Consider the following 26,008-nt stretch of genomic DNA (forward strand, 5'->3'; position numbering starts at 1 on the left):
GCGAGTAGAGTTGACAGCGTACTCGTGCGCTCACCATGAAAAAAGCCCGGCAGTCCGCGCGGTTTTCTACGCGGCTGCGGGCTTCGAATCCGTTAAAGGCTTCGCTGCCTTACATCTCTACCGTAATCATTTCCTGCCGGAGCTCTTCAAGCCGCCGTTTGCCAGCTTCGATCTTCAGGCTGTCTTCCGCTGCCAGAGCATCCGCCAGCACGGCAAGCTCATAATCCATCTCCAAGCGCAATACTGGAATGCGGTCTTCAATCCGCCGGGACTTGATGGCGGCTGATACTTCTTCTCCGGTGATGAGTGGTTCCCGCTCATACAGGATCTTCCGTTCAACGCCATTGATCTCCACCATTCGGATGATCTCCCCGAACATGATGTTCTCAATGACGATTTGCCGGTCCTTGAACCGCTTGACCACGGCATGCCCCCGTGTATCGTTAATCAGCTTCTCCATCAGTTCTGCCAGCTTCTCATCCCTCAGAATGTAGTTGCCGACGATTTTGAAACGATCTCCGATTCGTTGAAATTGCAGTTTGACCAGCTTTCGTCCTGAACGAATGGAGATGGCGAATTCGCGGTCGCTTTCATTCCAATAGAGGGAGTAGCCTTCCTGGATCAGGTCCTTGATAAAATTACGGATTAGCCGGCGGTCAAAGCGCACATCCAAGTTGCAGTACTCCACTTCATGACTTTTGTTCACGGCAATCCCTCCCATGGATTCGCAAAATGTGATTCTTTGTCTACTTTTAAATCTGAATGTTCTGACAATTCATTGATTTCTTACAGTTTATTATGAATCGAGGGTTTTAGCAACTTAGATTTTTGACCATTTGCTAGAGGCTTGCCCCCTCTATACTCTTAAGCTTTGACCGATTTTCCGATTCTATTCCCATCGAAATGAGAGATTGTGAAAAAAATACAAAATGAGTGATTACTCACTTTTATTTCTCGTTTATTCATGATAGACTGCAGAAGTAACCAGCAGCGACAACTGGAAAAGGGAGTGAGAAGCTTGAGCAATCTCACAGAAAGTTCTCCACAGCCAGCGATTCAAGTTGAGGGGGTCACCAAGAGCTTCGGCAAAAAGGAAGTACTGCGCGGCATCCATCTAGCGATCAAGCAAGCGGAAATCTTCGGTCTGCTCGGCCCGTCGGGATCAGGCAAGACAACCCTCGTCCGTATGATGACTGGCATTGATACGGCTACGACAGGCGAAATCCATCTCCTCGGTGAGAGGATGCCCAAACTGTCCATGTTCAAGAATATCGGGTACATGGCGCAATCCGACGCTCTCTATATGGAGCTGTCCGGGAAAGAAAACCTGGAGTTCTTCGCCTCCTTGTTCGGAATGTCCGGTTCCGTGCGGCGAAGGCGCATCGAGGAAGTGATGGAGCTCGTCAACCTCACCGCCGATCTAAACAAGCCGGCAGCCGCTTACTCCGGCGGCATGCGCCGAAGGTTATCTCTCGCCATCGCCCTGATTCACCGTCCCGCCGTTCTCATTCTGGATGAACCGACTGTCGGCATCGATCCGGTCCTTCGACAATCGATCTGGCAGGAGTTGCATGCCTTGAAAAAGTCGGGAACAACCATCGTCGTGACGACTCATGTGATGGACGAAGCGGATAAATGCGATCGGCTTGCGATGATTCGGGACGGTTCCTTGATTGCCATGGGCTCTTCACAGGAGCTCATGGAGAGCTCAGGTACGACGACGATTGAAGAAGCCTTCCTGCATTACGGAGGTGCCGCCGTATGAGAATCCGCGCCCTTGTTCTGCGCATCGTCCGCCAGCTACTGCATGATCGCCGCACGTTGGCCCTTATGTTTATTGCTCCGCTCCTGATCATGACCTTGGTCTCTTTCATCTTCAACGGCGACACCTATAAGCCGAAGCTCGGGCTTGTTGACGTGCCGACCGCGTTCTCGGAGAAGCTCACCGATGCAGGCGCCGAGGTTCAGAGCTATTCCTCTGCCGATGCGGAGGATGCACTCCAGCGCGGAGATCTGGACGCCCTCGTCCAGCTAGAAGGTACCACTCCGAACATTCAGCTGGAGGGCAGCGACCCGACCAAGAACAAAGCGGTCCTGATGCTCGTGCAGAAAACCATGCAAACCTTTCAACCGCAGAATGCAACCTCGGCTCCCACGGTCAGCTACCTTCACGGCTCTGAAGAGATGGTCGCCTTTGACAGCTTCGGACCGGTTCTGGTCGGTGTGATCGCCTTCTTCCTGGTCTTCCTGATCGCCGGCATTTCCTTCCTGCGGGAACGCACCGGAGGAACCTTGGAGCGGCTTCTCGCCTCGCCACTCCGCAAAGGTGAGATCGTGGTAGGCTACACTCTCGGATTTGGGATCTTCACCGCCCTGCAGTCCATATTCATCGTAGGCTACAGCGTCAAAGTGCTCGGCTTAATGATGAACGGTTCATACGGCTATCTTCTGCTCATCACCCTTCTTTTGACTTTAACGGCGCTAACGCTTGGAATCCTGCTTTCTTCCTATGCCGCGAACGAGTTCCAGATGATCCAGTTCATCCCGATTATCATCGTTCCCCAGGTTTTCTTCTCCGGCTTGTTCGATCTGGATACGATGGCTCCCTGGCTGCGCTGGCTGAGCAACATCATGCCGCTCAAATACGGAGCAGACGCCTTAAGAAGCATCATGATCAGAGGCCAGGGCTGGAGCTCCATCGCAATGGACGCCTATGTCTTAGCTGGCCTCTCGCTAGCTTTCATGCTCCTCAATGTACTCGCACTCCGCAAACATCGACAAACTTGAGGTGATGATATGGAACCGAATTCGCCTGACCAAAGCGAGCTCTCTCCCCTCATGAAAGAGCTGACGAGCGACTCTCCGAAGAAGATGACGGAGAAGCAGCAGCGAATTCTGGAGAGCGCCATCGACATTTTCCTGGAAAAAGGCTTTGCTGCAGCGTCCACCAGCGAGATCGCCCAGAGAGCGGGAGTAGCGGAAGGAACCATCTTCCGCCATTACAAGACAAAGAAAGACCTGCTCTTGTCGATTACCACTCCACTGCTGATGCGGCTCTTGCATCCCATCGCGATTCAAGATTTCGTTCACGTACTCGATAAGACTTACGATCATTTCGAAGACTTCCTGCGTTCGGTCTTGATGAACCGGTATGCATTTGCGCGCAAGCACCTCTCCGTCATTCGCATTCTGTTACAGGAGCTTCCGTTTCAAGCGGAGCTTCGGGAGCAGTTCATGAAGACGGTTACCCAACACGTGGGGGATCGCCTGACGACCACCGTCCTTCATTTTCAGGCCAAGGGCGAGTTGGCGCCGCTTCCTCCCGCGACGATCATCCGATTATGGTTGTCGGTCTTTATCGGTTTCGTGGCTACGCGTCTGCTGATCCTCCCCGATGGAGATTGGGACGATGAAGCCGAGATCGAGCGCTGTATTCAGTTCATCTTGAACGGTATGAAAAAATAAAGGAACCTAAGGCCGCTTTTGCGCGATTGCTCCATGCGGGAAGCAGCCTTTTTGGGCTGCGCCTTTTTTTCGTTTCCCTAAAATATGTTCTTGATTCCTGGCGCGGTTCTGCTATACTCTTTTTGTTTGGCCGCTAACCATAAACCGGGCAGCCGCACTAGAAGCCGGATTATCCCTGCCCAGAGAAAGGATGAGATGACTGACATGGATCAACGCAGTACTCCGCTGCTGACCGCTCTTCGAAATCATGCGGACAGCAACCCCGTTCCTTTTCACATTCCCGGACACAAAAAAGGGGTAGGGATGGATCCCGAATTCAGAGAATTCATCGGCAGTAATGCCTTGTCCATAGATCTCATCAACATCGCCCCGCTGGATGATCTGCATCAGCCGACAGCCATCATTGCGGAAGCCCAACAGCTTGCCGCAGAGACCTTTCGCGCCGATCAAACGTTTTTCTTCGTTCAGGGAACAAGCGGAGCGATCATGACTATGATCATGTCGACCTGCTCTGAAGGCGATAAGATCATAGTCCCTCGGAACATTCACAAGTCGGTCATGTCCGCGATCATCTTCGCCGGCATTAAGCCGATCTTCCTGTCTCCGGTCCGCGATACCAATCTTGGGATCGACCACGGCGTGACCACCCGTTCGGTGAAGAAAGCCTTGAAGGCTCACCCGGACGCCAAAGCGGTTCTCGTCATCAATCCGACTTATTACGGCGTTTGCGCCGATTTGAAAGAAATTGTCGATCTGGTTCACAGCTACAACATGGTCGTACTCGTCGATGAAGCTCACGGGGCTCTCCTGCCCTTTCATGACGACCTTCCGATCTCCGCCATGGAGGCGGGAGCGGACATGGCAGCCACCAGCATTCACAAGCTTGGCGGAAGCATGACCCAAAGCTCCGTCCTCAACGTTCAAGGTCCGCGCATCAATCCGAAGCGCATCCAGACGATCATGAGCATGCTGACAACGACTTCAACCTCTTATATTCTGCTTGCTTCTCTAGATGCGGCTCGCCGCAATCTTGCGATTAACGGCCAGGAGATGGCGGATCGCGCCATTCGCATGGCGCAGTATGCCCGCAAGAGCATTAATGAAATTCCCGGTCTTTACTGCTTCGGCGAAGAAATTCTCGGGACGGAGGCGACCTTCGACTTCGACCCGATGAAGGTCAATATCCTGGTCCGCCACCTGGGCATCACCGGATACGATGCCGAGAATTGGCTTAGGGAGCATTACAACATCGAAGTCGAGCTCAGCGACATGTACAACATTCTGTGCCTGATTACCCCAGGCGATACCGAAGACAGCGTTAACCTGCTCGTAGACGCCCTGCGTCACATGTCCGAGCTCAACTACAACATCAAGACCGCCAACGAACTTGTCGTGACCGTTCCTGACATTCCGCAATTGTCGCTCACTCCGCGCGACGCTTTCTACGGAGATACCGAGGTTGTTTCCTTCAAGGAATCGGCTGGACGAATCATCGCGGAATTTATCTATGTCTATCCGCCGGGCATCCCGATCCTTCTCCCAGGAGAAGTGATCTCTCAGGAGAATATCGACTACATCACCGAGCATGTCGAAGTCGGCCTGCCTGTCAAAGGTCCGGAGGATCGCACCGTTCAGAATGTGAAGGTCATTGTCGAAACCCAGGCCATCTTCTGATTATCGCTCCTGGCAGACCTAGCTCTTAGCTCTTATCGGAGTCCTACCTTCATCCTTCATTCTCGCCCCGGGCACCCCGCCTGGGGTTTTTAGCATTTCGCAATCCCTCCGACGATTCAACATGCCAAAATCGAATACAAAGTCGACCAGATTGATAATACCTTTTCCTAATCCACAGCTCTATAATTTAGCTACAAGAGGAATTACTCCGTTCCGCATACCAAGATCCTATAACAGACTCTTACGAGTTATGCGGAATGCTTCGCCAATTCTCAATCGTGGAAGGAACTTTATGATGAAAGCATACGGGGTCGTACTGATCGGCTGTGGCTCGATGGGAGCCACGCATTTGGATACCCTACACGCTCATCCGCGCGTACGTCTTGTAGGGGTTGTTGATCTCATGGCTGAGAAAGCCAACCGATTCGCTGACCGCTACGAGGCTGAATCCTGGGGAACCGATTACAGGTGTTACCTGACGCGCAGTGACGTTGACATCGTCATCATCGCCACATATCCTTCCTCCCATCTGGTGCTTACCCGCGAATGCCTGGCCGCCGGAAAGCATGTCCTCTGCGAGAAACCGATGGCAGGAAGCTTGCAAGAAGCGGCCGAAATGGTTCGCCTCGGTTCGTCTTCCCGCTCCAAGCTGCTTATCGGCCATATCCTGCGCCACAATACAACGTACCAGTTTGTCCGAGACCTCATTCATAGCGGAGCAATCGGCGGCCCGATCGTCATGCGCATGTCCCAGATCAAGAACCCCGCTGCGACCTGGAACTCCCACCTCGCCTTGCTGCATGAGGTATCCCCCATCGTCGATTGCGGCGTTCATTACGTGGATGTCATGCGCTGGTTTACCGGAGCCGAGGTGCTGTCCGTCAGCGGCTTCGGCCAAAGACTCGACCCGGATATTCCGGTTGGCTCCTACAATTACGGAATGATCTCTCTCAAGCTGTCCGACGGCTCAGTCGGCTTTTACGAAGCCGGGTGGGGCCACACAATGGCGACCGATAACCTGAAGGAATTCGTCGGCCCGCTTGGGCGCATTCGGATCACCTACCAGTCTCACCGTGCGACTCCCGAGCTTGGCAATCTGGTCGAGGTTCACTATTCGGATGGGCGCACCGAAGAAATCAACATTCCCTTTGAGGCCAAACCGACCGATCTTCAATTCGATTACCTGCTCCGTATGATCGAGGAGCAGCTTGATCCGAAACCGATGCTCCGTGATTTTTACCGGGCATTGGAGGTTACGATTCTGGGAGACAGAGCCATCCACGAGGAAAAGCCGATTCACTGCCTGGATCGCCTACCGGAAATCGTCAACTTCTGATAGGATGAAGGGGTACCCTCCATTTTGACGAAGGCAGGTGTTCCCGTTGGCACAAAATGCTTATGTTGAATTGGTGGAAGGCTCTTCCACTTCCGCTCTATCGTTGGAGGAACTGCTTGATATCCTCAACCATTACCGGGAACAGCTTGCGGAGGCCGGCAGGCAGCTCGGCTGGGGCTATGCGGAGGCCGCTTTTCCGTATTCGCTGGAGATCGGTCCCACAGAAGGCTGGCTCACCCTAACCGGCTCGCTTCCCTCCTACCGGAAGCTGCACATCGGTCTAGGAGCCCGTACCATTGGAGACGAGAGACGCGTTCATATTCGCATCCTGCTCCCCGAAGGCTCCACCCACGGAGACAAAGGCAAAGCCAACGAGCTGAGCAAGTACCTGGGCAAGCGGCTGAAGGCCGAAGTGCATCTGATGAACGGACGGGTCATGTATTTCAATCCTCGTAAATGATACCGATGACGGAGCCCCTGATTCAACAGGGTTCTCCTGCGATCCATGCGTGTTCGCCGCAGCAGAATATCATCCAAAAGCCTCCCATCCACCCCTGTCGGGTGCCATCGATGGGAGGCTTCCTTATATTTACACGCTCATCATCCTATTTCATTTGTAAATCAACAATCTCCATAACTCCTCGAATCAAGCTGGCACCACGTTATCCTCCCGCGCGTCGTCTTGATCACCCGGACGCACAAAGTACAGAAGCGTCAATAGGAGGAACGGTAGCGCGTAGCAGGCAAGGATACCGACCTGTGTCCACATCAAGCTAAAATCACCGCTCAAAATGACCGCCTTAAAGCCCTTGATGCTGTGCGTCATCGGCAAGAACGGATTCAAGCTCCGCATCCATCCGGGCAGCAGCTCCCGTGGGAAGGTTCCGGCGCTGGAGGTCAACTGAAGGATCATCAGGATAATCACCACGAAACGTCCCGGCTGATCCAGCCAAGTGACAATCGCCTGAATGATCATCAGGAAGGTCAGACTGGTCATACTAGTGAACAGCAGGAACAGCGGGACACTCTGAACCTCGATGCCGAATCCGTACAGAAGGATAAGGCTGGCGATCAGCGATTGAGCCAAGCCCATGATCAGGAATGTGAGCGTGCGGCTAAGGAACCTGCCGAAGGAACTGGCTCCGAGAGCGTTCGATTTGCGCGGCGGAACCACAACCGTGAGCACAAGACCCCCGACGAAGAGCGACATGGACAGGAAATAAGGAGCGATTCCGAGTCCGTACACGCTGACCTTGCGATCCGTGTTTTCCGTGAGCTTCACCGGCTGAGCGAACATCGTTACGGTGGAATCGTCATCGGTCATGGAAGCTGCTCGGCTTCCCGCGTCGTTTAATTTCTCGACCAACTGCCCCAAGCCATCGGTCACTTGAGCAGCGCCATTCTGCAGCTGATCAGCTCCGCTCTCAAGCATCTGCGAGCCGTCCGCCAAGTTGCCGACGCCGCTCTGCAGTTGGGCAAAGCCCCCCTGAAGGCGAGCTGCGCCTTCATTCACGCGGCTGGCTCCGGCCGCCACCTGCGAGCCGCCCGCTGCAGCTTCGGTCAGCTTAACTCCGAATTGCTGCATGCCGCTTCTCAATTCGTCCTGACCCGCAGCAAGCTTCTCGGCCCCTTGCAAAAGCTGCTGCTGCCCCTGCTCCAGCTGACGGCTTCCTTCGAGCAGCTGCTGCTGGCCGGTGGTCAGTGTTTTGCTGCCATCCGCCAATTGCTGCTGACCCGCTATCAGCTTTTCGCTGCCTTGAGCAACCTGTTCGCTGGCATCAACCAATTGCTGCACCTGCGGGCTTTGCGCCAACTGGGGATTGGACTCGACGAGCTTCTTCAACCCGTAGGCGACCTTCTGCGCGCCGTCCGCTACTTGTGAACTCGCCGTTGTCGATGCATTCAGTCCGGAGCTCAGCTTAACAGCCCCCTCCGATGAAGCTTCAAGCCCGGAAACGAGATTCTTGCTGCCTTCCACAGAAGCTTGCAGTCCATTTTTCAGTTGATTTGCTCCTTGTTTGGAGCCCGTTGTTCCGTGCTCCAAGCGGGTTTGTGCCGAAGCGAGCTGCTTCAGTCCGTCGGCCAAGGAAGCAGCGCCGGTGGACAAGGAAATCGCACCGGAATTCAACTGAGCGGCTCCCTGCTCCAGAGGCTTCAAGCCATCCTTCACCTGCAAGGTTCCGTCCGTAAGCTTGCTCATATTGGACGAGAGTGTCAGTAGGCCTTTCTCCACCTTATCGGCGCCATCGTTCAGTTTTTGAGCTCCATCACCTGCTTCTCCCAGCCCGCTGGAGACTTTTTGGAATTGGGCAAACATGCTGCGGGTATAGGATTCGGTGATTTTCGCAGAGATGCTTGCTTTGATCTCTTTGACGCCATTCGTGCCGATCTGGGCGGCAACATAATTGCTGTCCCAATTCGGCTCATATAGGATTTCCGCCTGCTCCGGATGTTCTCCCATCAGCGTCGTCGCTTTTTGAGAGAAATCCTTCGGTATGGTGATCGTCATATAATAATGGTTTCGGGTAATGCCATCCTTAGCTTGCGCTTCGCTCACAAAAGACCAGTCGAACGTTTTACTCTTTTGCAGTTCCTCTATCAAATCCTTGCCGATCTGCAGCGATTCCCCTTCAAAATCCGCCCCCGTGTCGAGATTGACGACGGCGATGGGGAGCTGGTCCAGTTTCCCGTAAGGGTCCCAGGCTCCTTTTAACATAACACCGCTGTATAATATCGGTAGAAACGCGATAACAAGAAGCGTAATCATCATGACCGGCTTCCGCAGCATCTGCTTGAAATCATGAAAAAAAACCGTTAATCCGCGCATGATTTCACTCCTTTTCTCTCTGTTCTATAGAAATAACCTTCCGTCTCATCACTTCGATAGCTGCCAGGAATCCCCCCTTCCCAACCCATGCATGATTGACTATTTTAGTCATTCGGTCATTTTATCGTAAGCAGTGACAGCTTATTGACCCGTGGCCCATCTTAACATATATTATTAGTTAATTAAATTAAAGCATTTTCAAGTTTGATTAACAAAAAATCAACTAAAACGGAGGCATGCCCCATTGAATCTGGAACAGCTTGAATGCATCGTCGAGGTCGCCAAAACCGGTTCGCTCACGCGTACCGCCGAAGCGCGCTTGATGACCGTCGCCGGGGTCAGCCGTGCCATCACCTTATTGGAGCAAGAACTCAACATGAAAATCTTTGTCCGCTCCAGAAGCGGCGCAGTCCAAACCCCCGAAGGGGAAATGATCATCCAAAAAGCCAAAATTATTCTAAAAGAAGTTCAGGAGCTACGAACCGAAGCGCAGAACTACAATCAGATCAATAATGCGAAAATCCGCATCGGTACGATTCCTGGGCCGATCACACTTTTGGTTGAAGTACTGACTCAAATGAAGAAGGAGTTTCCCAATCTACAGCTGGAAATCATCGAAAGCCCCACTGTCGAACTCATTCATGAGGTCACGAACGGCAGCCTTGATGCCGCATTAATCCTGCTATCAAACGTGAACCAAAAATACCCAAATCTTCATTTTGACGAAATCATGGAGGGGGACATCGTCATCGGTGTCAGCAAGAGCTCCCCCCTTGCCGCTAAACAAAGCGTGTCCCCCACTGAACTCCTTCCGTACAGCTTCGTTCTGTACGACGACAAATACATTACCAAACTGGTTTCCGTGTTCGGAGAACCGCTCGATATCCTGTTCAAAACCAACCAAGTCGAAGCGATCTACAAGGCTGTGAAGGAAAACATCGCGGTAACCATCGCAACCGACTATACGATCAAGGGCTACCCGTGGATGCAAGATAGCATGGACATCGTGATGATCCCGCTCAACATTCCCGATTTGAGAAAGCATTATCTCTATGGGGTCCGCACCCTCGAGAACGCGAACCATCAGGTGCTTGATTTGTTTATGAAACGAGTCCGTCACCTGTTCCGATGAGTTCGCCGAATTCACCAGCCTGGCTTCTGCGACAAAAGTGAAGGACGGCGTAAGCCTGGTCTTCGAATTCGAAATGAACGGCTATGCAAAAAGGCGCTTTCCTCTCCACGTCAGCCGTGGTTTTGGAATCGCCTTTTCTTTGATCCTATTTTTCTGTTCACCGGTTATCTCTCAGCCTGCCGGTCAATCATCCAACCCATTGCGGCGGTAAATGAGTGCAAAGATCCCCGCACTAATGAAGATCCAGAGCACGATGCCCCCTATCCGTTGCAGCCCGTCGCTGCCGATCCCGCCGCTCTCGATCATCTGCCGTATCAAAACATTCATGTGATAGTTTGGCAGGAGCCAGGCGATCTTGCCCATCACCGCATTCATCTCTGCGAACATCGGAACCATTAAGAAGACGAGCAGGATCGGCATGCCGACGACCCCCGTTGCCATCTGATTCGGTGCGACCAGTCCGATGATCGCCCCAATCGCCACCATCGACAGACACACCAGGACGGTTACGATCAGGAACAGCCCATATACCCGCGTTTCTATTCCGATGATGAAGAAAATCAGGCTGTTCAGAATCGTCGAGACCAGAAGAGTGAAGAGTCCCTTACCTAGGAAGAATTCCAGCGGTGAAATTGCGGACAGCATCAGCGTTCGCAGCGTCTGCTTTTCCTTCTCCTCCGCGATCAACATCGCGATGACGAAGCAGGTGACCAGCGTGAGGCTCATCCCCACACACATGACGAGAAGATCCGCCTTCGGAAAAGCATCATTGTAAATCATGGAATACAGCCAGGCAAAAAGAAGCGGCAGCACGCACATGAACATCACGTTGAGGTTCTTGCCGAAATCTTTCAGTTCCTTTTTCAATAACGCACGGACATGTCTTGCTGAGCATTCCATTACAGTTCCCTCCCCGTCAGATTCAGGAAGATGGTTTCAAGGTTCGGCTCCATTGAATGGACGGCCTTAACCTTGCCAGATGCCATCCAGTCTTGCAGCTTGCTTCCGCCCTCCGCATTGCTCGGAATGTAGATCGGCTCCGGTATTCCGTCCAGGACAACCTTGACGGAACGATCCGAATACTTGAGCTTCAGCTCACCGGGGACGCCCAGTTCGACTACTTCGCCAGCATTCAGAAACGCCACACGATCGCAGAGCTTGTCGGCTTCTTCCATGTTATGCGTAGTCAGGAAGATGGTCGTGCCTTCCTTGTTCAGCTTGCGGAGCAGTTTGTGAATCTCCAGGGTATTACCCGGATCGAGCGAGGAGGTCGGTTCATCGAGAAACAGAAGCGCCGGTTTATGAAGAATGCTCCTTGCAAGCATCAAGCGCTGCTTCATGCCCCGGGACAGCTTCTTGGCTTCCTGCTTCATATGCTCGGCCATGCCGACCTTCTCCAGCAGCTCGGGAATCTCACTTCGGTTCACGCCGTGAATGTCCGCGAACAAGGCCAGGTTGTCAAAGACGCTCATTCGCTCATACAAACCGCTCGTATCGGACAACAGCCCGATCCGGCTCGACAGCCGCCGGATGCTCCCCTCCTCGCGTTCGCCTATGACTTGGACCTCTCCCGAGGTCGCGCGAAGCTGTCCGGTCAGAAGCTTGATGGTGGTCGTTTTGCCCGCGCCACTCGGTCCGAGAAAGCCGAAGATCTCGCCTTCCTTCACCTGAAAAGTTACGTTCTGCAAGGCGACATGGGTTTTAAACTCCTTGCGAACGGCTTGCATGGATAAGATCGCACTCATCCTTGTGCCCCCATTCCTTCGTACTTGGCCGGTGTCCGGCCGCTGATCCCAGTATGGCAGGGGCTTGAGCGGAGCGCCACACATTTACAGTGAACGGAGTCAAAAAGCGGGTAAAAAGAGTCATGAGGCCTTCGAATGGAGCATAAGACACCGGGAACGAAGCTGATTCTCCGCTGAATGAAGTCTGCTTAAAGCTTGAGAATCTCCTTCAATTCATCGAGGCGTCCCTTCGAGAGAGGAATCGAGCTCTTGTTGCGATCGTCGAGGCTCAAGCTATAGCTGTTGCGGGTGAAGGTGACAACCTCCTTCAATCGCTGGAGATTGACCAGATAAGAACGATGACAGCGGAAGAAGCCGAAATGCCGCAGACGCTCCTCCAGCTCCGCCATCGAGAGCGCACAGGGAAAACGGTCGCCTCGGACACTGAGCGCGCTGAAACCGGCTTCGCTTTCGACATAGTCGATCTCCATCGGATCGAACAGTAGAATGCGGTCCTCCAGCCGGGCAGGGATCTTCTCGATCCGGTATATCGGAGGAGTGGGTTCGGCTGCGACACCTGCAGGCGGCGGTCCCTGTTCCAGAGGAGCATCCTCCAATCCGGTCTGCAGCTCGACCAGCCCATTGTCGTCGAGGCGGTAGGATTGTCCGCCCATGAGCAACGTATCCCGAAAAAACACCGACATGTTCACCACACAGGTTCCCTCTTGTGAGAGCTGCTCCAGGTTTTCCAGCAGAATCGCCATGTTTTCCCGGTCCATGTTGAGATTAGGTTCCTGAAAGAGCAGCAGAGAGGGCCGCTTGATTCGCTCTCGGGCGAGCGCAAGCCGCTTCCGCTGACCGTGATTCAACTCGTGGATTTTGGTTTTCGCGCTGTCCAGCAGAGCGAGCTTCGCCAAGATTTCCCGGTAGTTCGCGGATGATCCTGAAAGCTCGGCAAAGAACTTGGCATAGGCTCCCACCGTCATCTTCGAATAGAAGCCGTCCTCTCGAAAAATGACTCCAACTCTCCCCTTGTACCGCTGAAGGAAATCCCGATTATCCAGGCCGGAGAGCAAGATGCTCCCGCGGTTTTGCAGTTCGTTTCCTAGAATGAGGCGGACCAGAAGATCGCTCATCGCATGATCACATTCAAGGCTTAGCCGTTGCCCTTCCGCCACATGCAGGCACAAATCCTTTAGATCAACCCCATTAATCGTCTTGTAGACATTACGGAACTCCAGCATACTTGCGATTCGCCCCTCCTACCGCAGGTAAGCCCTAACCCTCGGCCTATTCCTGATTCTAGCGAGTTCCTCTAAAACGCTTACAAATCAAATCTATGATTTCCGCACCCTTTCTCCTCTCAATCGACGCCAAATCATGACCACTCGATTCGGGATGAAGGCGTACTGGCCTTAACAAGCTCCTACCGACATTCCAGCAAAACAAGACCCCCCCTAACCAAGGGGGGGCCACGAAAACGCGATCACAGGATCGAGGTTAGGCTTATTCGGCTTCTTGGGCGGCAAGATCGTTATAGACAGCGACAACACGCTGCCATTCTTCATCGTCCTCGATGCTGACGAGGAAGGCTTCCTCGTTCTCTTCCTCGATGCGGAAGATGATTCCGTCCGCTTCGGGATCGTTGCGGTCCAGAAGGACGGCATAAGCCTGGTCCTCGGATTCGAATTGGAAGACCATGACCATCTCATGCTCTTTGCCTTCGTCGTCCGTCACCAGGAATACAGCCTCGTGTTCGTGTTCATGGTCGTGATCGTGGTCGTGACCGCAGCCGCAACCCTCATGTTTATGTTCGCTCACGATATCTCCTCGTTTCTGCTAAAAGTGTTTCGATACTCGAGTATCTTACCACAAGTATTCCCCAAAAAGAAATGCCGTTCTTGCGAACGGCACGGTGCTATCCTCTTCGATTAACTCGATGTGATGGTCTTCTCCGAGACGACCGTAAATTCACCCTTATACAGGAATGCGAATTTGACCACGTAATCTCCCTTTTTGGCAAAGTTTACGTTGACCTTCCACAGGTACCAGAAGGAATCGTCCGTCTTCGGCGGCACTTCGACCGGACTGGTCGCAACCACTTCGCCACTAGGCGAATAAACCGTAATCTTGAAGCCTTCGACCGGCAACTTGATGTTGTCCGCATCAATAAAGACGAAGAAATCTCCGGAACGACCTTGCGCAACCCGTGAAAAGGGCTTGCGGATCGTAGTGAGGTCCTCCGCTACATCCTGAGCGAAGACCATGTGCACGTCGGGACGGTTCATGTCTACCGTCTTCGTCGTGCTGTCCCACTTGACGAGTGTATGCAAGGATTCTGCTACATAACGCAAGGGAAGCATCGCCTTTTCTTTCATTAAAATCGCGGGAGCGTCATTCTCCCCCACCTTCACATCATTTCCGTCCAAACGCATTTTCACTTTAGAAAAACCTTCATAGTCGCCCCACTGGGATTCCGCATAAACGCTGGCTCCGAACAGCAACGAGAAGGTTGTTAATAGGACAAGTAACCGCTTGGCCTTCATCGTGTCTTTCCCCTCCATCAAATCGGTAGAATCTGATAGTATATACTCCGCTGCGGTTGCGGAGTTGCGAAGCGTCATCAAAAAAAATGATGCAGGGACGCGGATTTTCGGGTGAACCCCATAGCAATTTGAAGGCCAGGGACGGTTTTCCTTTTTTGATAAAGAACGGTTAGTCGGTTGCCACTTGCCCATCAGACACCAGGGTGCGGGCGGCCTTTCGGTATTGTACCAGCATAGCCAGCCGCCAAGGGAGAAGCATGCCGAATGCAAGCAGGAAGAACAAAGCGCCCGTTTGTCCCAAACTGACGTACTGCTCCACATAATCGTGAAGGATCAGCCGAATCACGAGCAGCACAAGCAGGATCACAATAAAGGCTTTGGAGCGCTTCAAGTAGATGTGCCCCTCAATAGCTTCAAACTTCGATGTGCGAATCAGCGGATAGGAAAAGAACAGAGCTCCCGCCAGAAAAGCCAAGAGCCCCCATGTGAACGGGATGCGCATGAATGGAAAAATGAACATCGCAAAGCCGGTGCTCATGCCGAGTGGCGGAATGATGATCTTACGCTCGGAGGTGGGACGTCCGGCAGCCTTCAGCCGTATGCCGATGACCGATAAAGCGAATAACGCCGATACGATCAGCGGAAGAAGATGAACATTTAATCGCAGAGACATCGGAGCTCCCCTCCTAAATGAGAATACATCTCATTATAACCCGGAATGCTTCCGGAAAGAAAGGCCACCTCCGCGGCTGACGCATCACTTATACGCTCTCCCCTGCGTCAAGATACAAGGCACTCCGTGACCGACCGCCCCCGGCTTCGCCATATGCTCCAAGTAGCGGATGCCGCGGGGACATTGCTGCTTGCATACTTGGCATGTATCGGACGACACCACCTTCATGTTGTAGCGATTTTTGTCATGGGACGACAAGGGTTCCTTCTTTTTCGCTGCCGCTTTGGCCATCGTTCATCCTCCTTCCCGTCCGGCTGCTTCCGCCGAATCCGGGTTCTCCGTATACCATATGAACCAGACTGGGCGAATGTCCCTGTTCACGGGAAAGAAGGAAGCTCCCCTTGGTGGTTGACCCCTCTCATGCTACACTTAATGCGTAATTCAAACCGTTTGGACGAACGCAGCGGATAGGGAATTCGCCTGAAATGAGGCGGAATCCAAAATCAAAGCACGCTCTAGAGGAAATCCAACCGATTGGCTAAAGGAGGACCGATGGATGACATTGAATCTGCGCATGCTGGGTACGGGTGGGGCTTTTGCCAACCATTTTGACAACAACAATGCACTGTTTGAGGAAAATGGCTTCACGCTGCTTGTGGATTGCGGCATCACGGCACCGCGCGCTTTACATGAAATGGGGGTAGACCTCGGGAAGATCGACGCGATTCTAATCTCACATCTGCATACAGATCATGTCGGCGGGCTGGAGGAGCTGACCTTTCGAATGAAGTTTCAGCTCGGCAAGAGGCCCCGGCTGATTGTACCGGAAGAACTGGAGGCTCCGATCTGGGAGCATACCTTGCGGGGAGGTTTGGAATACCCGGAAGCCGGGGTAACGAAACTGACCGATTATTATGAAGTAACGGTCCTGAAGAATCGTGTGCCGGCCGAGCTGGCGCCCGGTTTCACCATTGAAGCTTTACCCACCCGGCATATTCCGGGCAAGCCGAGCTACTCCCTGGTGATTCAGGACAAGCTCTTTTACAGCGCGGACATGGTTTTCGACCGCGCGCTGCTTGAGGAAATGGTTTACGGGCGCAGTTGCCGGTACCTGCTTCACGAGTGCCAGTTCACCCCTCCAGGCATCGTCCATACGACGCTGGAGGAGCTGTTGACCCTTCCGCAGGAGATGCAGAAGGCCATCTATTTGATGCACTATGAGGACGACATAGAGTCCTATATCGGCCACACCGGGACGATGCGGTTCCTCCGTCAGCGTGTCCCCTATGAGTTTGACTGACTCCCATCCGATAAACTGTTAGCCTTACAGCCTCTTCTGCATCCGAACATGAGGAATTCCCGCATCCAAAAAGGTCTCAGGGGAAACGGTTTCGTACCCCAGCTTGCGATAAAACGGCTCCGCCTGGCACTGGGCGTCGAGAACCGAATAGTCCGCTCCGGCTTTCTTGGCGTCTGCCTCCATAGCGAGGATGAGGACGCGGCCCAGTCCGGTTCCGCGGTATTCAGGAAGAACGGCGATCCGTTGAAGCTTCACGGTCGGTGGCGATTCCTTATAGCTGCGGTAGCGTCCCGTCGCGGCGGGTTTCCCGTCGACCTTGACCAGGAAATGGCGGCATGCGTCCCAGGATGCGTCGAACTCATCGATTTCTTCATCGGAGGGGACGTTTTGCTCCTCCACGAATACCTGAACGCGGATAGCAAAACACGCCTGCAGATCCTCTTCATTTTGCACGGAATGAACCGTAATTCGCTGCTGGGTCATAAGTATCTCATCCTTTTCAGATCAAGTGGGGTTCTGCTAGAACGTGTTTGCAACACGCTCTATTTGGAGAATGACTGTCAACGTGGTCGGGAATTTGGTACAATAGGAGAGCACTGATTCGCTTTCCAAAGGAGTTTTACCGCAATGATGAATATTGCATTTTTCCTGCTTCCCAAACGGGACGTCGTCTGTCTAACTCCGGATACGACACTCCGGCAAACACTTGAGAAGATGGAGCATCACCGTTTCACCTCCGTTCCCGTCTTGAACGAGGACGGCAGCTATTTAGGAACGATTACCGAAGGCGACCTGCTCTGGTTTCTCAAGAACAACATTCAGATTACCTTTGAGAATGCGCACCGTCACTCGCTGTCGGAGGTTCCTCTAAGGCTGCAGCATCAAGCTGTTCGCATTGATGCGACCATGGAGGATCTGCTGAAGCTGGTCCAAACCCAGAACTTCGTGGCGGTCGTCGACGACACGGATCGCTTCATCGGGATCGTCCGACGCAGCGAGGTCATTGATTATTGCGCCAAGCTGATTTTGAAAGACACTCCCGCACGCATTTAACTGGTTAACAATCAAACCGCTTTTTCGTAGAAAACAGCTCCCCTTCCGCCGGTAGATTCCGGCTGGAGGGGAGCTTTGTATGTCCGCGGGAAAACTTGATCATAATTATCAGGGCTTCGCGACAAGAAATGCGCCGCCGAGGATGAGGATGATGCCAATCCATTGTGCAGCGGACATCGACTCGCGGAAGAGAACGACGCCCGAGATGGCACCAAGCACATACGCCATGGACTGAAGCGGGTAGATACGGCTTAAGTCGAAGCGGCTGAGCGCGTAGAACCAGATGACCGTCGCAACGCCGAACAGGACGCAGCCGCCCAGCATGACCGGATCGGTGAGCAGTGGAACAATATCTGCCGCCGAGCGCAGCGGATGGCGGTTCAGGGCGTATTTCCACATCGTCTGGCCGCTGACAAGCAGGATGACATTACAGAATACGATCAGCAGGGCGATCATCTCCGGCTTCCTCCCTTTGCGATTTCAGCAGAGCAACCTCCTGCGTTAGCCGCGTCATTTTGCGGTCGAGCTTGGTAATGACTGTCGTCAAGTGAATAATGAAGACAAGGGAGAACAAGAAGCCGATAAAAAAGAGCAGCGACGTTCCATAGACGATTCCCATAGCGGAAGCTAGTCCGTTCAGCAGCTTCGGGAACACGCTGAAGATCAGCATGACAAACCCAAGAATCAACCACAGGAGCGAATAGCGCTCAGAGATCTTGCGGCGCCGGATCATTTCGACCACGGAGCCGATGAACAGCAGGCAAAAAACGACCGACAGGACATAAATATTCATGGCGTCAGTTCACATTCCTTATCCGTGTCATGATGACGGCCAGTGACACTTTGATCATATAGTACATCGACTTGAACGGGGTGATGGACGACTTGCCCGCCGCACGGCTGTGCATTTGAACGGAGGCTTCCTTCACGGAGAAGCCCATGCGTTCGAGCAGGACGACCGCCTCTACCTCTGGATAATCATCGGGATAGTAATTAGCGAACACCTCGATGACATCGCGATTGACCGCGCGGAAGCCCGACGTCGGGTCCGTGATCCGTTTGCCCACGGTCCATTTGATCATCCAGGAGAAGAAATTGATGCCGATGCCTCGAAAGAGGCTCGGGGTGTAATCCGTCTCTTCGACGAAGCGCGAGCCCACACAACAGGCAGCCTCTCCGTTCGCGACGACTGCGATGATCTTCTCCAAATCCGCCGGATCATGCTGGCCGTCCGCATCGATCTGAATGGCGATATCGTACCCGTTCCGGAACGCAAACAAATACCCTGTCTGAACCGCACCGCCGATGCCCAAATTCACCGGCAGATCGACGACATGGGCAAGCCCGGTCGCCTTCGCCACCCGACTCGTATCGTCCTTGGAGCCGTCGTTCACGACCACAATGTCGATGTCCGGGTGCCATCGCTTCACAGAGCCAAGCACGGCCTCAATGCTGTTCTCTTCATTATAGGCCGGGATGATAACCAACGATTTCATGCAGCTTATCTCCTCAATTCGATTCGGAGCGCGTTTGGACACTCAACTTTATAGTATACCGCCGGATGAAAAGAAAACAAGCTCGAATCGTGGAAGGACACGTTCGAGCTTGGCTTTAAGCAATCTTATGCCTTAGAACTGAAAGACCTTCCCCCAGTCATACTCCCCGGAGGTTTCCACACTTTGCGGCCAGTCAGCGCACCAATCCGGAACGATGGGTTTCTCCACCCGATCAAGGCTCGGCGTATAGGGCTTAATGTCCAGCACCGGCGAGCCGTCCTCCGCATCGATATAGGCCAATCCAATGACTCCGTTTGCCATATCCACATAGGTGACATGCACGCAGGTCAATGCAAGGGGGTTCGGCCGCTCCGGAGAACGCGTCGCAAAGGTTCCGAGCTTATGCGGTGAGCCTTTATAGGGGCTTGGCTCCACCAGCTTGGCTCGCGCCTCCTTGTTGTCACATTGATCAAACCACCAAAGCACTTGAATGTAACCAAAGCCCTCCAAATTCGTCAATGCAGGAATATACGCTTTTTCCAACTCCAAGCGCATTCCGTTTTCGTCTGATCGGACTTTTCCGATTCGGTTGACAACAAATTGATCCATATTCCAAACTCCCGTTCATTTTATTACGGCGCCGTACCTCTAACTATACCGATGGATGGGCATACTACAAGCCCTTTTTTTATAAAAATTGGAAGTTGCAAAAGACTGTGGAAAGTGGGCAATCGACTCCGGTGCTAGTGGTGATAGGATTGCTTGCCCTCCTCGCTTACCGCTTCTCCATGGAAAGCTAGCTTGACATAAGCCGGCTTCTTTGTTATTTTCATTATGGAAAGCAAACTTTCCATTTCGACTGACGAGGTGATCTATTGAAGAACAGACTGGAGGAAATACGCAAGGAGCGCGGCATTAAGCAGGAAGAGCTTGCTGCGGCTTTAGAGGTATCCCGGCAAACGATCGGCTCTCTTGAAAATGGGAGATACAATCCATCTATCCTTCTAGCGTTCAAAATTGCACGTTTTTTTGACATGACCATTGAAGAAATCTTTATCTATGAGGAGGAAACACCATGAAAAGAAGGAGCTCCTTTTATGTCGTCATGCTGATTGCGGGCCTCTGCTGTATTGCGGCCAGCTTCTTTTTACACAGTGAGGAAACGAAGCCCCTATCTGGCAGCTTGATCGGAGTCGGCTCGGGTTTTATTGGGCTGAGCATTTCGAATCTGCGGATGAAGCAGATGGAACGGAACAATCCCGAGCTGGAAAAGCAAGCCCAAATCGAATTTCACGATGAACGAAATACCCTCATTCGCAATCGCGCCAAGGCGAAGGCCGGTGATATCACGCAGTGGCTGATTATGGGCATCGCCTACGTGACGATTCTTATATCCGCTCCCTTATGGGTTACCTTGGTTGTGGTGCTCGTATTCCTCTTCTACAATGTCTTAGGTCTTTATCTGATGAACCGATTCCAAAAGGAAATGTAACGATTGATTCCTTGGGGGCTATAAGGAGGCGGAAAAGTGATGAGAGCTATTCGCGAACAACTAAGCAGCAGAAATTTGCTACGGCGCGTACTTTTTTCAACCCTATTCTTTCTGGTGCTGTTTTTTGGGATCATGATCATCAGCCACTTGATCCTTCCGGAAGGGGTTCTGAAAAACAAAAACCCTTTGCAGAATTGGGAAACCTCGAACAATACGTATGTGCTCACTCTACAAATTTTCTTATATAATATGCTTTCTGTGTTGGTGATCAGTTTCGGAAGTCTCTTTGGCCAAAAAAAGGAATCGGAAGCTCAGTATCTTTCGATCGGATACCTTGCCTTCTTTGCCCAGATCTGCATCAACGGAGTGGTGCTCGGCACCTGGTCCTTCTCCATGGGAGGCGAAGCCGTTCCGCTGCTGAACCGAATCACTCGCACCTTCGATCTCGTACACAGGGCTGGGCTCTGGGAGATGATGGGGCAGTTGCTCATCACCTGTGCTCTCGCCCACATCGCCACGATATTGACGAGCGGCAAAACGACCGTGACACGGAAATTTAGGGAGATTCACCTGACGAGATCCGAATCGATTGTCCTCATAACCGGGTTCGCGTTGATGCTGACGGGTGCGATTATCGAGAGCCTTGCTATTCATAGCTTGTAGCTCTCTCGCATCATCGACAAAAAATCCTGTCCATCTATTTTTTTTGGTATGATGATGTCATGATAAAGAATCCTACTCTTACCAAAATCGCTATTATCCTGCTGTTTCTCAGCATTCTTTTTGGTCTTCGTCTCACTTGGTTCAGCCTCTTTCAGACCGCCGAGCCTGCCCATGTCGTCAATGGGGTGCTAGATTTGCGCGGCCGGGATCTGGTAAAGGCCAAATTAGTCAAGCTGGACGGCGAATGGAGCTTCTATCCTTCTCAATGGATCTCCTATTCGGATCTTGCCGCCTCCACCCAATCTCCCCTCTCGCTTCAGGTACCGGGAGACTGGAGCCGCGCGCTGAAGCCGGATCCTGCTTCCTCGTATGGGTTTGGAACTTATCGGCTGCGCATTCTTGTAGATCCGCTTAAGCAGCCGGTTTCTCTGTGGATCAAACAGGTTCAATCCGCTTCCGCTGTAGAGATCAATGGGACTCCCCTGCCTGAGAATGGAAGAGTGTCGAAGAATCGCGAGGAATACAAACCAAATACCACCTCGTATACGGCGCCCTTTTATTCGGAAGGGACAACCGAAATCGAAGTGCTGCTTCGTGCAGCAAACTTTGACCATCCCTACAAGGGCGGCATCGGAGGGCCTGTCTATTTTGGCTCCAAAGAGGCTGTGGATCGGACACACTTTTATACCGTAGGCTTTCAATTGCTTACAACGATCATCCTGCTGCTGCATGGACTCTACGCCTGCATCCTTTACTTTTTCAACCCCAAAGAACGCGCATTATTTCTCTTCGGGCTCATGACCCTCTCCGTAACGATCATCCTTCTGTTCCGAAATGACGGCTTTGTGCTTGCGGCGTTGCCGATTTCGTATACCGGGTCGTTAAAATTCCGATTGATTGCTTTCTTATGGCAAAACCTTCTTATCCTGCTTGTCTTTCGAAAGTTCACCTCAGGAGCCGGAATCAACAAAGGATTGCGTCTATACATAACGGTTCTTTCTCTCTATACGGGATTTTTGTTGATCGCTCCCGCTTCATGGATCAATACCTCCAATCACATGGGGTTGGTTCAACTGGTAGCGCTTATCCCTTATTTCGGGTTGATCTACAGCATGGGGCGCTTGATCCTCACTAAGCGGGAAGAGAAAGATGTCGTCTTTCTGTTGTTATCCGGGGCAGCGATTCTATCGAATCAAATGTGGAATGTTTGGGATTTGAACCAGCAGGTCGTACTCGTCTACTATCCGTTGGATGTGCTCGCCGCCATTGTAGGCTTTTCAGCTTTTTGGTTCAAAAAATACATTCGCAATGCCCAAGAGAAAACGGAACTAGCGGACCAATTGAAAAAGGCTGACAAGCTCAAGGATCAGTTTCTGGCCAATACCTCTCATGAGCTGCGAACGCCGCTTCATGGGATTCTCAATCTTGCACAGAATGTCATGAACAAAGAGGAAGACAAGCTCACCGAAAGCAGCCGTAAAGAGATGGAGCTGTTGGTTAACGTTGCCCGCCGCATGTCCCACATGCTGGGTGATCTGCTGGATGTTGTCCGTCTCCAAGAGCATCGCATTACCTTGCAGCAAGAGCCTCTCTCCATTCAGTCAGTAGTTCCCGGAGTGATCGGAATGCTTTCTTATATGACGGAGGGCAAACCGATCCAGTTAACCATGTCAATCTCGGAATCCATGCCGCTTGTTCTTGCCGATGAAAAGAGGCTGGTTCAGGTTCTCTTAAACCTGGTCCATAACGCACTTAAATACACCGAAGAAGGGTCTATTACCGTTTCGACTGAAGAACAGAATGGACGCGCCTTCATTCAAGTAACCGATACCGGGGTCGGCATGACCCAAGAGACCATGGCGCGAGTGTTCCTCCCCTACGAGCAAGGACCGCATGGGATTCGCGACGGGCGGGGAGTTGGTCTGGGCTTAAGCATCTGCCGGCAATTGATCGAGCTGCATGGAGGAAGCCTGACCATCCAATCGGACCTCGGCAAGGGCTCCGTCTTCCGCTTTGATCTGCCGCTCGCCGATGCCGTCGGCCGACTATCGAGCCTGCAGAAGCCCTCTCTACGATCTATTCCGGTGACAGATGAGTCCCTTCCCCACATGACAGAGTGGGGCTATTCGGAACAGGATACCCGAAAAAGCTTGCTCCCCGGATCGATTCCGCCGCTGTTGACGGGCGCCAAGGTGAACATCCTGGTGGTGGATGACGACCCGGTTAATCTGAATGTGCTCAGCGGCATTCTCACAAGCGAGCCTTATGCGCTAACCGCTGTGAATTCGGCCCATGAGGCTCTGGATTGGCTGAACACAAGACAGTTCGACTTGCTCATTGCCGATGTCATGATGCCGGCGATGTCGGGCTATGAACTTACGCAAAAAGCCCGGGAGAAGTATTCGATCTCCGAGCTTCCGATTCTGCTGTTGACCGCACGCAGTCAGCCTGCGGATATCTACACCGGATTTATCTCCGGCGCCAATGATTATGTCACGAAGCCGGTCGATGCCATGGAGCTCAAATACCGCATTCGGGCGTTAATTGCCATGAATCAATCCTATAACGAACGACTGCGGATGGAAGCGGCTTATTTGCAAGCGCAGATTCAACCCCATTTTTTGTTCAACACCTTAAATTCCATACTCGCGCTAAGTGATATCGATACCAAAAAGATGCAGGAGCTCGTCAGCGCGTTCATCTCCTTCCTGCAAATCAGCTTCGACTTTCAGAATACCAATCAGCTTGTTCCCCTCTCACATGAATTGAAGCTTGTTGAAGCCTATTTACAAATTGAGCAGACGCGGTTTGCAGAGCGGCTGTCCGTAGTGTGGAAGGTAGAGCCGGACATTCGCGTCCAGATCCCTCCCCTTTCCATCCAACCGCTGGTTGAGAATGCCGTCAAGCACGGGCTGCTCGATCGCCCGGAAGGCGGCACGGTTCAGATTCGGATCGCTCGTCTGAATCATGAGGTACGAATCGAAGTACAGGATAATGGACAAGGCATGGATCAGGGAACGCTAGCCAACTTGCTGGAATCGAAGCTGAAGGGCAAAGGAGGAATCGGACTGGCTAACACCCATCGAAGATTGATGCAGCTCTATGGCCAAGGATTGACGATCAGCAGTCAGGTGGGTGAAGGAACTACCGTATCCTTCACGGTTCCCTATTCGAATCGGGGATGAATGAGATGGATTGGACTCCATCTCGGTTGAAGAGGTTTTCCTGCTCAAGAACAAGTCAGAAATAGGTATACTTCGCTCTTATGACGGCACGAATGTCCAACTCCCCCGGTTGGATCGGAGTCGGAATGGCTGCGCCTTCTGCGAGTGCTCGAATCGGGATTGGAGATTCAATCTCCCCGGGTTCTTCCGTTATTTTTACAGGAGTTTTAATCAGTGTTGCGCCTAATGTTCTGGCAATGGTGCTGGCTTTAATCCCGGCATTTTGGATGGCAATCGAGAGTGCTTGGTTATAGTAAAGATCCGGATTTGATAAGGCGAACCGGATGCTGGAGACGACGTTCGCTCCGTTCGTAACGGCCGTATCGACAACAAGCCCCGTCTGCTCCACACGATCTAATGTGATTTGTAACAGATGCGTCACCTGGTAGCCCTTAAACGTTTGGGTTCCATCCTCAAAGCTGTATTGCATTTCGATTCGGTAGGTGACCGTTTGAATCTGTTCTCTCGGAATGTGCAGCCCTAACAAGGCGTTAATGACCTTTGTTACGGCGGCGGCATTTTCAGTTTGAGCGGTGGAGAGGTCTGGATTTTCCGTTATGACGCCTAGAACAATGATGGCTCTGTTGGGAGCCGCTGATACGGTCCCTTCCCCGGTTACCTCCATTGATGATTGGATCGTTTGAGTAGTGGCAGGATTCTTACTCGTAGGCGATGTCTGCGGATAAGAATTATACATGGGCATGACCAACCTTTCCCGTTCCCTGTATATCCATTATGTATTTAAGATCCGGCGCGATTATTCCCGCTATCTATTCAACAACCATACCGAGCAGCCCCACAAATACCATAGCTTGATGAGCGGCAATCTTACAGCCAACCAAATCCTCCGGATTCACGATTAGGGAATCGAAATGGCAATCGCTCAGATCCACCCCATTCAGCTTCACTTGAGACAAATTGACCCGATCAAGGTTGCATCGATTCCACTCAAAATTGTGGACAGCCGCGCCGCAATAATCTGAACCCTTTAACGAACAATCCTCAAAGCGAGCCTGCTTAAACTTTGCAAAACGAAAGTTAGCGTAATCTCCTATGCAATCGAGAAATTGAGCATGTTGAAGCCGACTGTCCGAGAAATCGGTACCGATCAGCTTACAGTTTCGAAAGATCACCCGATGAAAGAACGAACCCACGAAATGAACATTTGAGAAGTCGCATTTCTCAAAGATGACATCGGTGCATTCGGCTTGCTCCAACGAGGATTCCAGTATGGTCACATTTCGAAAGACCGTTCGCTCGAGGGACACTTTCCTTACATCCAGGTATTCCAAAACAGCATTTTGAATCTGTTTATCATGGACCTCCTCCTTCGATGCAAGAGAAGCCAAAGGTACCCTATCTAAATTCTCGGTCTGTACCTTTGGTTGTTCCACCTTCATTTT

Annotated in this window: 29 protein-coding genes; 13 read left to right on the top strand and 16 right to left on the bottom strand. The window is 52.2% G+C overall.

Translation table 11 applies throughout. The annotated features are described in order from the left end of the window. Positions 1 to 109: 109 nt before the first annotated feature. Complete coding sequence (locus BN2684_RS08420) at positions 110 to 706, bottom strand: hypothetical protein (RefSeq protein ID WP_058301742.1); 597 nt, start codon at positions 704 to 706, stop codon at positions 110 to 112. Between the two features lie 312 nt (positions 707 to 1,018). On the opposite strand from BN2684_RS08420, the gene BN2684_RS08425 reads away from it, so the two are divergent. The 6 genes from BN2684_RS08425 (at position 1,019) to BN2684_RS08450 (ending at position 6,935) form a co-directional block, all read left to right on the top strand. After that, positions 1,019 to 1,765, top strand: coding sequence for an ABC transporter ATP-binding protein (locus BN2684_RS08425; RefSeq protein WP_234340200.1), 747 nt, complete (start codon positions 1,019 to 1,021; stop codon positions 1,763 to 1,765). Further along, positions 1,762 to 2,787, top strand: coding sequence for an ABC transporter permease (locus BN2684_RS08430; protein WP_058301743.1), 1,026 nt, complete (start codon positions 1,762 to 1,764; stop codon positions 2,785 to 2,787). The genes BN2684_RS08425 and BN2684_RS08430 overlap by 4 nt, the downstream gene beginning before the upstream one ends. Positions 2,788 to 2,796: 9 nt before the next feature. After that, positions 2,797 to 3,465: a TetR/AcrR family transcriptional regulator gene (locus tag BN2684_RS08435; RefSeq protein WP_082651838.1), complete on the top strand. Its 669-nt coding sequence runs from the start codon at positions 2,797 to 2,799 to the stop codon at positions 3,463 to 3,465. Between the two features lie 204 nt (positions 3,466 to 3,669). Beyond that, positions 3,670 to 5,139 (top strand): aminotransferase class I/II-fold pyridoxal phosphate-dependent enzyme, encoded by a 1,470-nt coding sequence (locus BN2684_RS08440; protein WP_187385761.1) that lies wholly within the window; start codon positions 3,670 to 3,672, stop codon positions 5,137 to 5,139. A gap of 292 nt (positions 5,140 to 5,431) precedes the next feature. Next, complete coding sequence (locus BN2684_RS08445) at positions 5,432 to 6,475, top strand: Gfo/Idh/MocA family protein (RefSeq protein WP_058301745.1); 1,044 nt, start codon at positions 5,432 to 5,434, stop codon at positions 6,473 to 6,475. Positions 6,476 to 6,512: 37 nt separating this feature from the next. Further along, positions 6,513 to 6,935, top strand: a complete 423-nt coding sequence (locus tag BN2684_RS08450) for a DUF1885 family protein (RefSeq protein ID WP_316245507.1) — start codon at positions 6,513 to 6,515, stop codon at positions 6,933 to 6,935. Positions 6,936 to 7,121: 186 nt separating this feature from the next. Here BN2684_RS08450 and BN2684_RS08455 read toward each other — a convergent pair whose 3' ends face one another. After that, complete coding sequence (locus tag BN2684_RS08455) at positions 7,122 to 9,302, bottom strand: YhgE/Pip family protein (protein ID WP_058301747.1); 2,181 nt, start codon at positions 9,300 to 9,302, stop codon at positions 7,122 to 7,124. Between the two features lie 244 nt (positions 9,303 to 9,546). Between BN2684_RS08455 and BN2684_RS08460 the strand changes: the two genes are divergently transcribed. After that, positions 9,547 to 10,434, top strand: coding sequence for a LysR family transcriptional regulator (locus BN2684_RS08460; RefSeq protein ID WP_058301748.1), 888 nt, complete (start codon positions 9,547 to 9,549; stop codon positions 10,432 to 10,434). A 183-nt stretch (positions 10,435 to 10,617) separates the two neighbouring features. On the opposite strand, the gene BN2684_RS08465 is transcribed toward BN2684_RS08460, so the two are convergent. From BN2684_RS08465 to BN2684_RS08495, 7 genes are all read right to left on the bottom strand, one after another. Beyond that, positions 10,618 to 11,334: an ABC transporter permease gene (locus BN2684_RS08465; RefSeq protein WP_058301749.1), complete on the bottom strand. Its 717-nt coding sequence runs from the start codon at positions 11,332 to 11,334 to the stop codon at positions 10,618 to 10,620. Next, a complete protein-coding gene (locus tag BN2684_RS08470) occupies positions 11,334 to 12,179 on the bottom strand; it encodes an ABC transporter ATP-binding protein (protein WP_058301750.1) in 846 nt (281 codons plus the stop codon). The genes BN2684_RS08465 and BN2684_RS08470 overlap by 1 nt, the downstream gene beginning before the upstream one ends. A 188-nt stretch (positions 12,180 to 12,367) precedes the next feature. Beyond that, positions 12,368 to 13,402 (bottom strand): LytTR family transcriptional regulator DNA-binding domain-containing protein, encoded by a 1,035-nt coding sequence (locus tag BN2684_RS08475; RefSeq protein ID WP_058301751.1) that lies wholly within the window; start codon positions 13,400 to 13,402, stop codon positions 12,368 to 12,370. A gap of 262 nt (positions 13,403 to 13,664) precedes the next feature. Further along, positions 13,665 to 13,979 carry a DUF1292 domain-containing protein gene (locus tag BN2684_RS08480; RefSeq protein ID WP_058301752.1) on the bottom strand — a complete coding sequence of 105 codons (315 nt, stop codon included), beginning with the start codon at positions 13,977 to 13,979 and terminating at the stop codon, positions 13,665 to 13,667. Positions 13,980 to 14,089: 110 nt separating this feature from the next. Beyond that, positions 14,090 to 14,704, bottom strand: coding sequence for a stalk domain-containing protein (locus BN2684_RS08485; RefSeq protein ID WP_058301753.1), 615 nt, complete (start codon positions 14,702 to 14,704; stop codon positions 14,090 to 14,092). A 169-nt stretch (positions 14,705 to 14,873) separates the two neighbouring features. Beyond that, positions 14,874 to 15,377 (bottom strand): CcdC family protein, encoded by a 504-nt coding sequence (locus BN2684_RS08490; RefSeq protein ID WP_058301754.1) that lies wholly within the window; start codon positions 15,375 to 15,377, stop codon positions 14,874 to 14,876. An 84-nt stretch (positions 15,378 to 15,461) separates the two neighbouring features. Beyond that, entirely contained in the window at positions 15,462 to 15,668 is a 207-nt protein-coding gene (locus BN2684_RS08495) for a hypothetical protein (protein WP_058301755.1), read from the bottom strand. Between the two features lie 265 nt (positions 15,669 to 15,933). Between BN2684_RS08495 and BN2684_RS08500 the strand changes: the two genes are divergently transcribed. Beyond that, complete coding sequence (locus BN2684_RS08500) at positions 15,934 to 16,677, top strand: MBL fold metallo-hydrolase (protein WP_058301756.1); 744 nt, start codon at positions 15,934 to 15,936, stop codon at positions 16,675 to 16,677. Between the two features lie 24 nt (positions 16,678 to 16,701). On the opposite strand, the gene BN2684_RS08505 is transcribed toward BN2684_RS08500, so the two are convergent. Beyond that, complete coding sequence (locus BN2684_RS08505) at positions 16,702 to 17,160, bottom strand: GNAT family N-acetyltransferase (RefSeq protein ID WP_058301757.1); 459 nt, start codon at positions 17,158 to 17,160, stop codon at positions 16,702 to 16,704. Positions 17,161 to 17,307: 147 nt separating this feature from the next. Here BN2684_RS08505 and BN2684_RS08510 point away from each other — a divergent pair, with 147 nt between their 5' ends. Beyond that, positions 17,308 to 17,730, top strand: a complete 423-nt coding sequence (locus tag BN2684_RS08510; RefSeq protein WP_058302509.1) for a CBS domain-containing protein — start codon at positions 17,308 to 17,310, stop codon at positions 17,728 to 17,730. A gap of 108 nt (positions 17,731 to 17,838) precedes the next feature. Here BN2684_RS08510 and BN2684_RS08515 read toward each other — a convergent pair whose 3' ends face one another. The 4 genes from BN2684_RS08515 to BN2684_RS08530 form a co-directional block, all read right to left on the bottom strand. Beyond that, a complete protein-coding gene (locus BN2684_RS08515) occupies positions 17,839 to 18,186 on the bottom strand; it encodes an EamA family transporter (RefSeq protein WP_058301758.1) in 348 nt (115 codons plus the stop codon). Next, the gene (locus tag BN2684_RS08520; protein ID WP_058301759.1) at positions 18,158 to 18,523 is read right to left on the bottom strand and encodes a DUF2304 domain-containing protein; all 366 of its coding nucleotides are present in this window, start codon (positions 18,521 to 18,523) and stop codon (positions 18,158 to 18,160) included. Before BN2684_RS08520 ends, BN2684_RS08515 begins: the two co-directional genes overlap by 29 nt. Positions 18,524 to 18,527: 4 nt before the next feature. Next, positions 18,528 to 19,226 (bottom strand): glycosyltransferase family 2 protein, encoded by a 699-nt coding sequence (locus BN2684_RS08525; RefSeq protein ID WP_058301760.1) that lies wholly within the window; start codon positions 19,224 to 19,226, stop codon positions 18,528 to 18,530. A gap of 132 nt (positions 19,227 to 19,358) precedes the next feature. After that, positions 19,359 to 19,835 carry an SAM-dependent methyltransferase gene (locus BN2684_RS08530; RefSeq protein ID WP_058301761.1) on the bottom strand — a complete coding sequence of 159 codons (477 nt, stop codon included), beginning with the start codon at positions 19,833 to 19,835 and terminating at the stop codon, positions 19,359 to 19,361. 266 nt (positions 19,836 to 20,101) lie between these two features. Between BN2684_RS08530 and BN2684_RS08535 the strand changes: the two genes are divergently transcribed. Genes BN2684_RS08535 through BN2684_RS08550 form a run of 4 tightly spaced genes read left to right on the top strand, consistent with a single transcriptional unit; the run spans position 20,102 to position 24,566 of the window. Next, positions 20,102 to 20,305, top strand: a complete 204-nt coding sequence (locus BN2684_RS08535) for a helix-turn-helix transcriptional regulator (RefSeq protein WP_058301762.1) — start codon at positions 20,102 to 20,104, stop codon at positions 20,303 to 20,305. Continuing rightward, positions 20,302 to 20,718 (top strand): DUF2178 domain-containing protein, encoded by a 417-nt coding sequence (locus BN2684_RS08540; protein WP_058301763.1) that lies wholly within the window; start codon positions 20,302 to 20,304, stop codon positions 20,716 to 20,718. Before BN2684_RS08535 ends, BN2684_RS08540 begins: the two co-directional genes overlap by 4 nt. Positions 20,719 to 20,757: 39 nt before the next feature. Beyond that, entirely contained in the window at positions 20,758 to 21,381 is a 624-nt protein-coding gene (locus tag BN2684_RS08545) for a hypothetical protein (RefSeq protein WP_058301764.1), read from the top strand. Positions 21,382 to 21,440: 59 nt separating this feature from the next. Next, positions 21,441 to 24,566, top strand: coding sequence for a hybrid sensor histidine kinase/response regulator (locus tag BN2684_RS08550; protein ID WP_058301765.1), 3,126 nt, complete (start codon positions 21,441 to 21,443; stop codon positions 24,564 to 24,566). 55 nt (positions 24,567 to 24,621) lie between these two features. On the opposite strand, the gene BN2684_RS08555 is transcribed toward BN2684_RS08550, so the two are convergent. Continuing rightward, positions 24,622 to 25,308: an SIMPL domain-containing protein gene (locus tag BN2684_RS08555; protein ID WP_234340201.1), complete on the bottom strand. Its 687-nt coding sequence runs from the start codon at positions 25,306 to 25,308 to the stop codon at positions 24,622 to 24,624. A gap of 67 nt (positions 25,309 to 25,375) precedes the next feature. Further along, positions 25,376 to 25,873 carry a pentapeptide repeat-containing protein gene (locus BN2684_RS08560; RefSeq protein ID WP_234340202.1) on the bottom strand — a complete coding sequence of 166 codons (498 nt, stop codon included), beginning with the start codon at positions 25,871 to 25,873 and terminating at the stop codon, positions 25,376 to 25,378. Positions 25,874 to 26,008 lie beyond the last annotated feature (135 nt).

The organism is Gorillibacterium timonense, from assembly GCF_001457415.1.
GTDB lineage: Bacteria > Bacillota > Bacilli > Paenibacillales > NBRC-103111 > Gorillibacterium > Gorillibacterium timonense.

Coding starts and splice junctions, on each gene's coding strand:
- BN2684_RS08430 (WP_058301743.1), top strand. CDS start 1,762: ATGAGAATCCGCGCCCTTGTTCTGCGCATCGTCCGCCAGCTACTGCAT.
- BN2684_RS08435 (WP_082651838.1), top strand. CDS start 2,797: ATGGAACCGAATTCGCCTGACCAAAGCGAGCTCTCTCCCCTCATGAAA.
- BN2684_RS08440 (WP_187385761.1), top strand. CDS start 3,670: ATGGATCAACGCAGTACTCCGCTGCTGACCGCTCTTCGAAATCATGCG.
- BN2684_RS08445 (WP_058301745.1), top strand. CDS start 5,432: ATGATGAAAGCATACGGGGTCGTACTGATCGGCTGTGGCTCGATGGGA.
- BN2684_RS08455 (WP_058301747.1), bottom strand. CDS start 9,302: ATGCGCGGATTAACGGTTTTTTTTCATGATTTCAAGCAGATGCTGCGG.
- BN2684_RS08465 (WP_058301749.1), bottom strand. CDS start 11,334: ATGGAATGCTCAGCAAGACATGTCCGTGCGTTATTGAAAAAGGAACTG.
- BN2684_RS08470 (WP_058301750.1), bottom strand. CDS start 12,179: ATGAGTGCGATCTTATCCATGCAAGCCGTTCGCAAGGAGTTTAAAACC.
- BN2684_RS08475 (WP_058301751.1), bottom strand. CDS start 13,402: ATGCTGGAGTTCCGTAATGTCTACAAGACGATTAATGGGGTTGATCTA.
- BN2684_RS08485 (WP_058301753.1), bottom strand. CDS start 14,704: ATGAAGGCCAAGCGGTTACTTGTCCTATTAACAACCTTCTCGTTGCTG.
- BN2684_RS08490 (WP_058301754.1), bottom strand. CDS start 15,377: ATGTCTCTGCGATTAAATGTTCATCTTCTTCCGCTGATCGTATCGGCG.
- BN2684_RS08495 (WP_058301755.1), bottom strand. CDS start 15,668: ATGGCCAAAGCGGCAGCGAAAAAGAAGGAACCCTTGTCGTCCCATGAC.
- BN2684_RS08500 (WP_058301756.1), top strand. CDS start 15,934: ATGACATTGAATCTGCGCATGCTGGGTACGGGTGGGGCTTTTGCCAAC.
- BN2684_RS08505 (WP_058301757.1), bottom strand. CDS start 17,160: ATGACCCAGCAGCGAATTACGGTTCATTCCGTGCAAAATGAAGAGGAT.
- BN2684_RS08510 (WP_058302509.1), top strand. CDS start 17,308: ATGAATATTGCATTTTTCCTGCTTCCCAAACGGGACGTCGTCTGTCTA.
- BN2684_RS08515 (WP_058301758.1), bottom strand. CDS start 18,186: ATGATCGCCCTGCTGATCGTATTCTGTAATGTCATCCTGCTTGTCAGC.
- BN2684_RS08520 (WP_058301759.1), bottom strand. CDS start 18,523: ATGAATATTTATGTCCTGTCGGTCGTTTTTTGCCTGCTGTTCATCGGC.
- BN2684_RS08525 (WP_058301760.1), bottom strand. CDS start 19,226: ATGAAATCGTTGGTTATCATCCCGGCCTATAATGAAGAGAACAGCATT.
- BN2684_RS08530 (WP_058301761.1), bottom strand. CDS start 19,835: ATGGATCAATTTGTTGTCAACCGAATCGGAAAAGTCCGATCAGACGAA.
- BN2684_RS08540 (WP_058301763.1), top strand. CDS start 20,302: ATGAAAAGAAGGAGCTCCTTTTATGTCGTCATGCTGATTGCGGGCCTC.
- BN2684_RS08545 (WP_058301764.1), top strand. CDS start 20,758: ATGAGAGCTATTCGCGAACAACTAAGCAGCAGAAATTTGCTACGGCGC.
- BN2684_RS08550 (WP_058301765.1), top strand. CDS start 21,441: ATGATAAAGAATCCTACTCTTACCAAAATCGCTATTATCCTGCTGTTT.
- BN2684_RS08555 (WP_234340201.1), bottom strand. CDS start 25,308: ATGCCCATGTATAATTCTTATCCGCAGACATCGCCTACGAGTAAGAAT.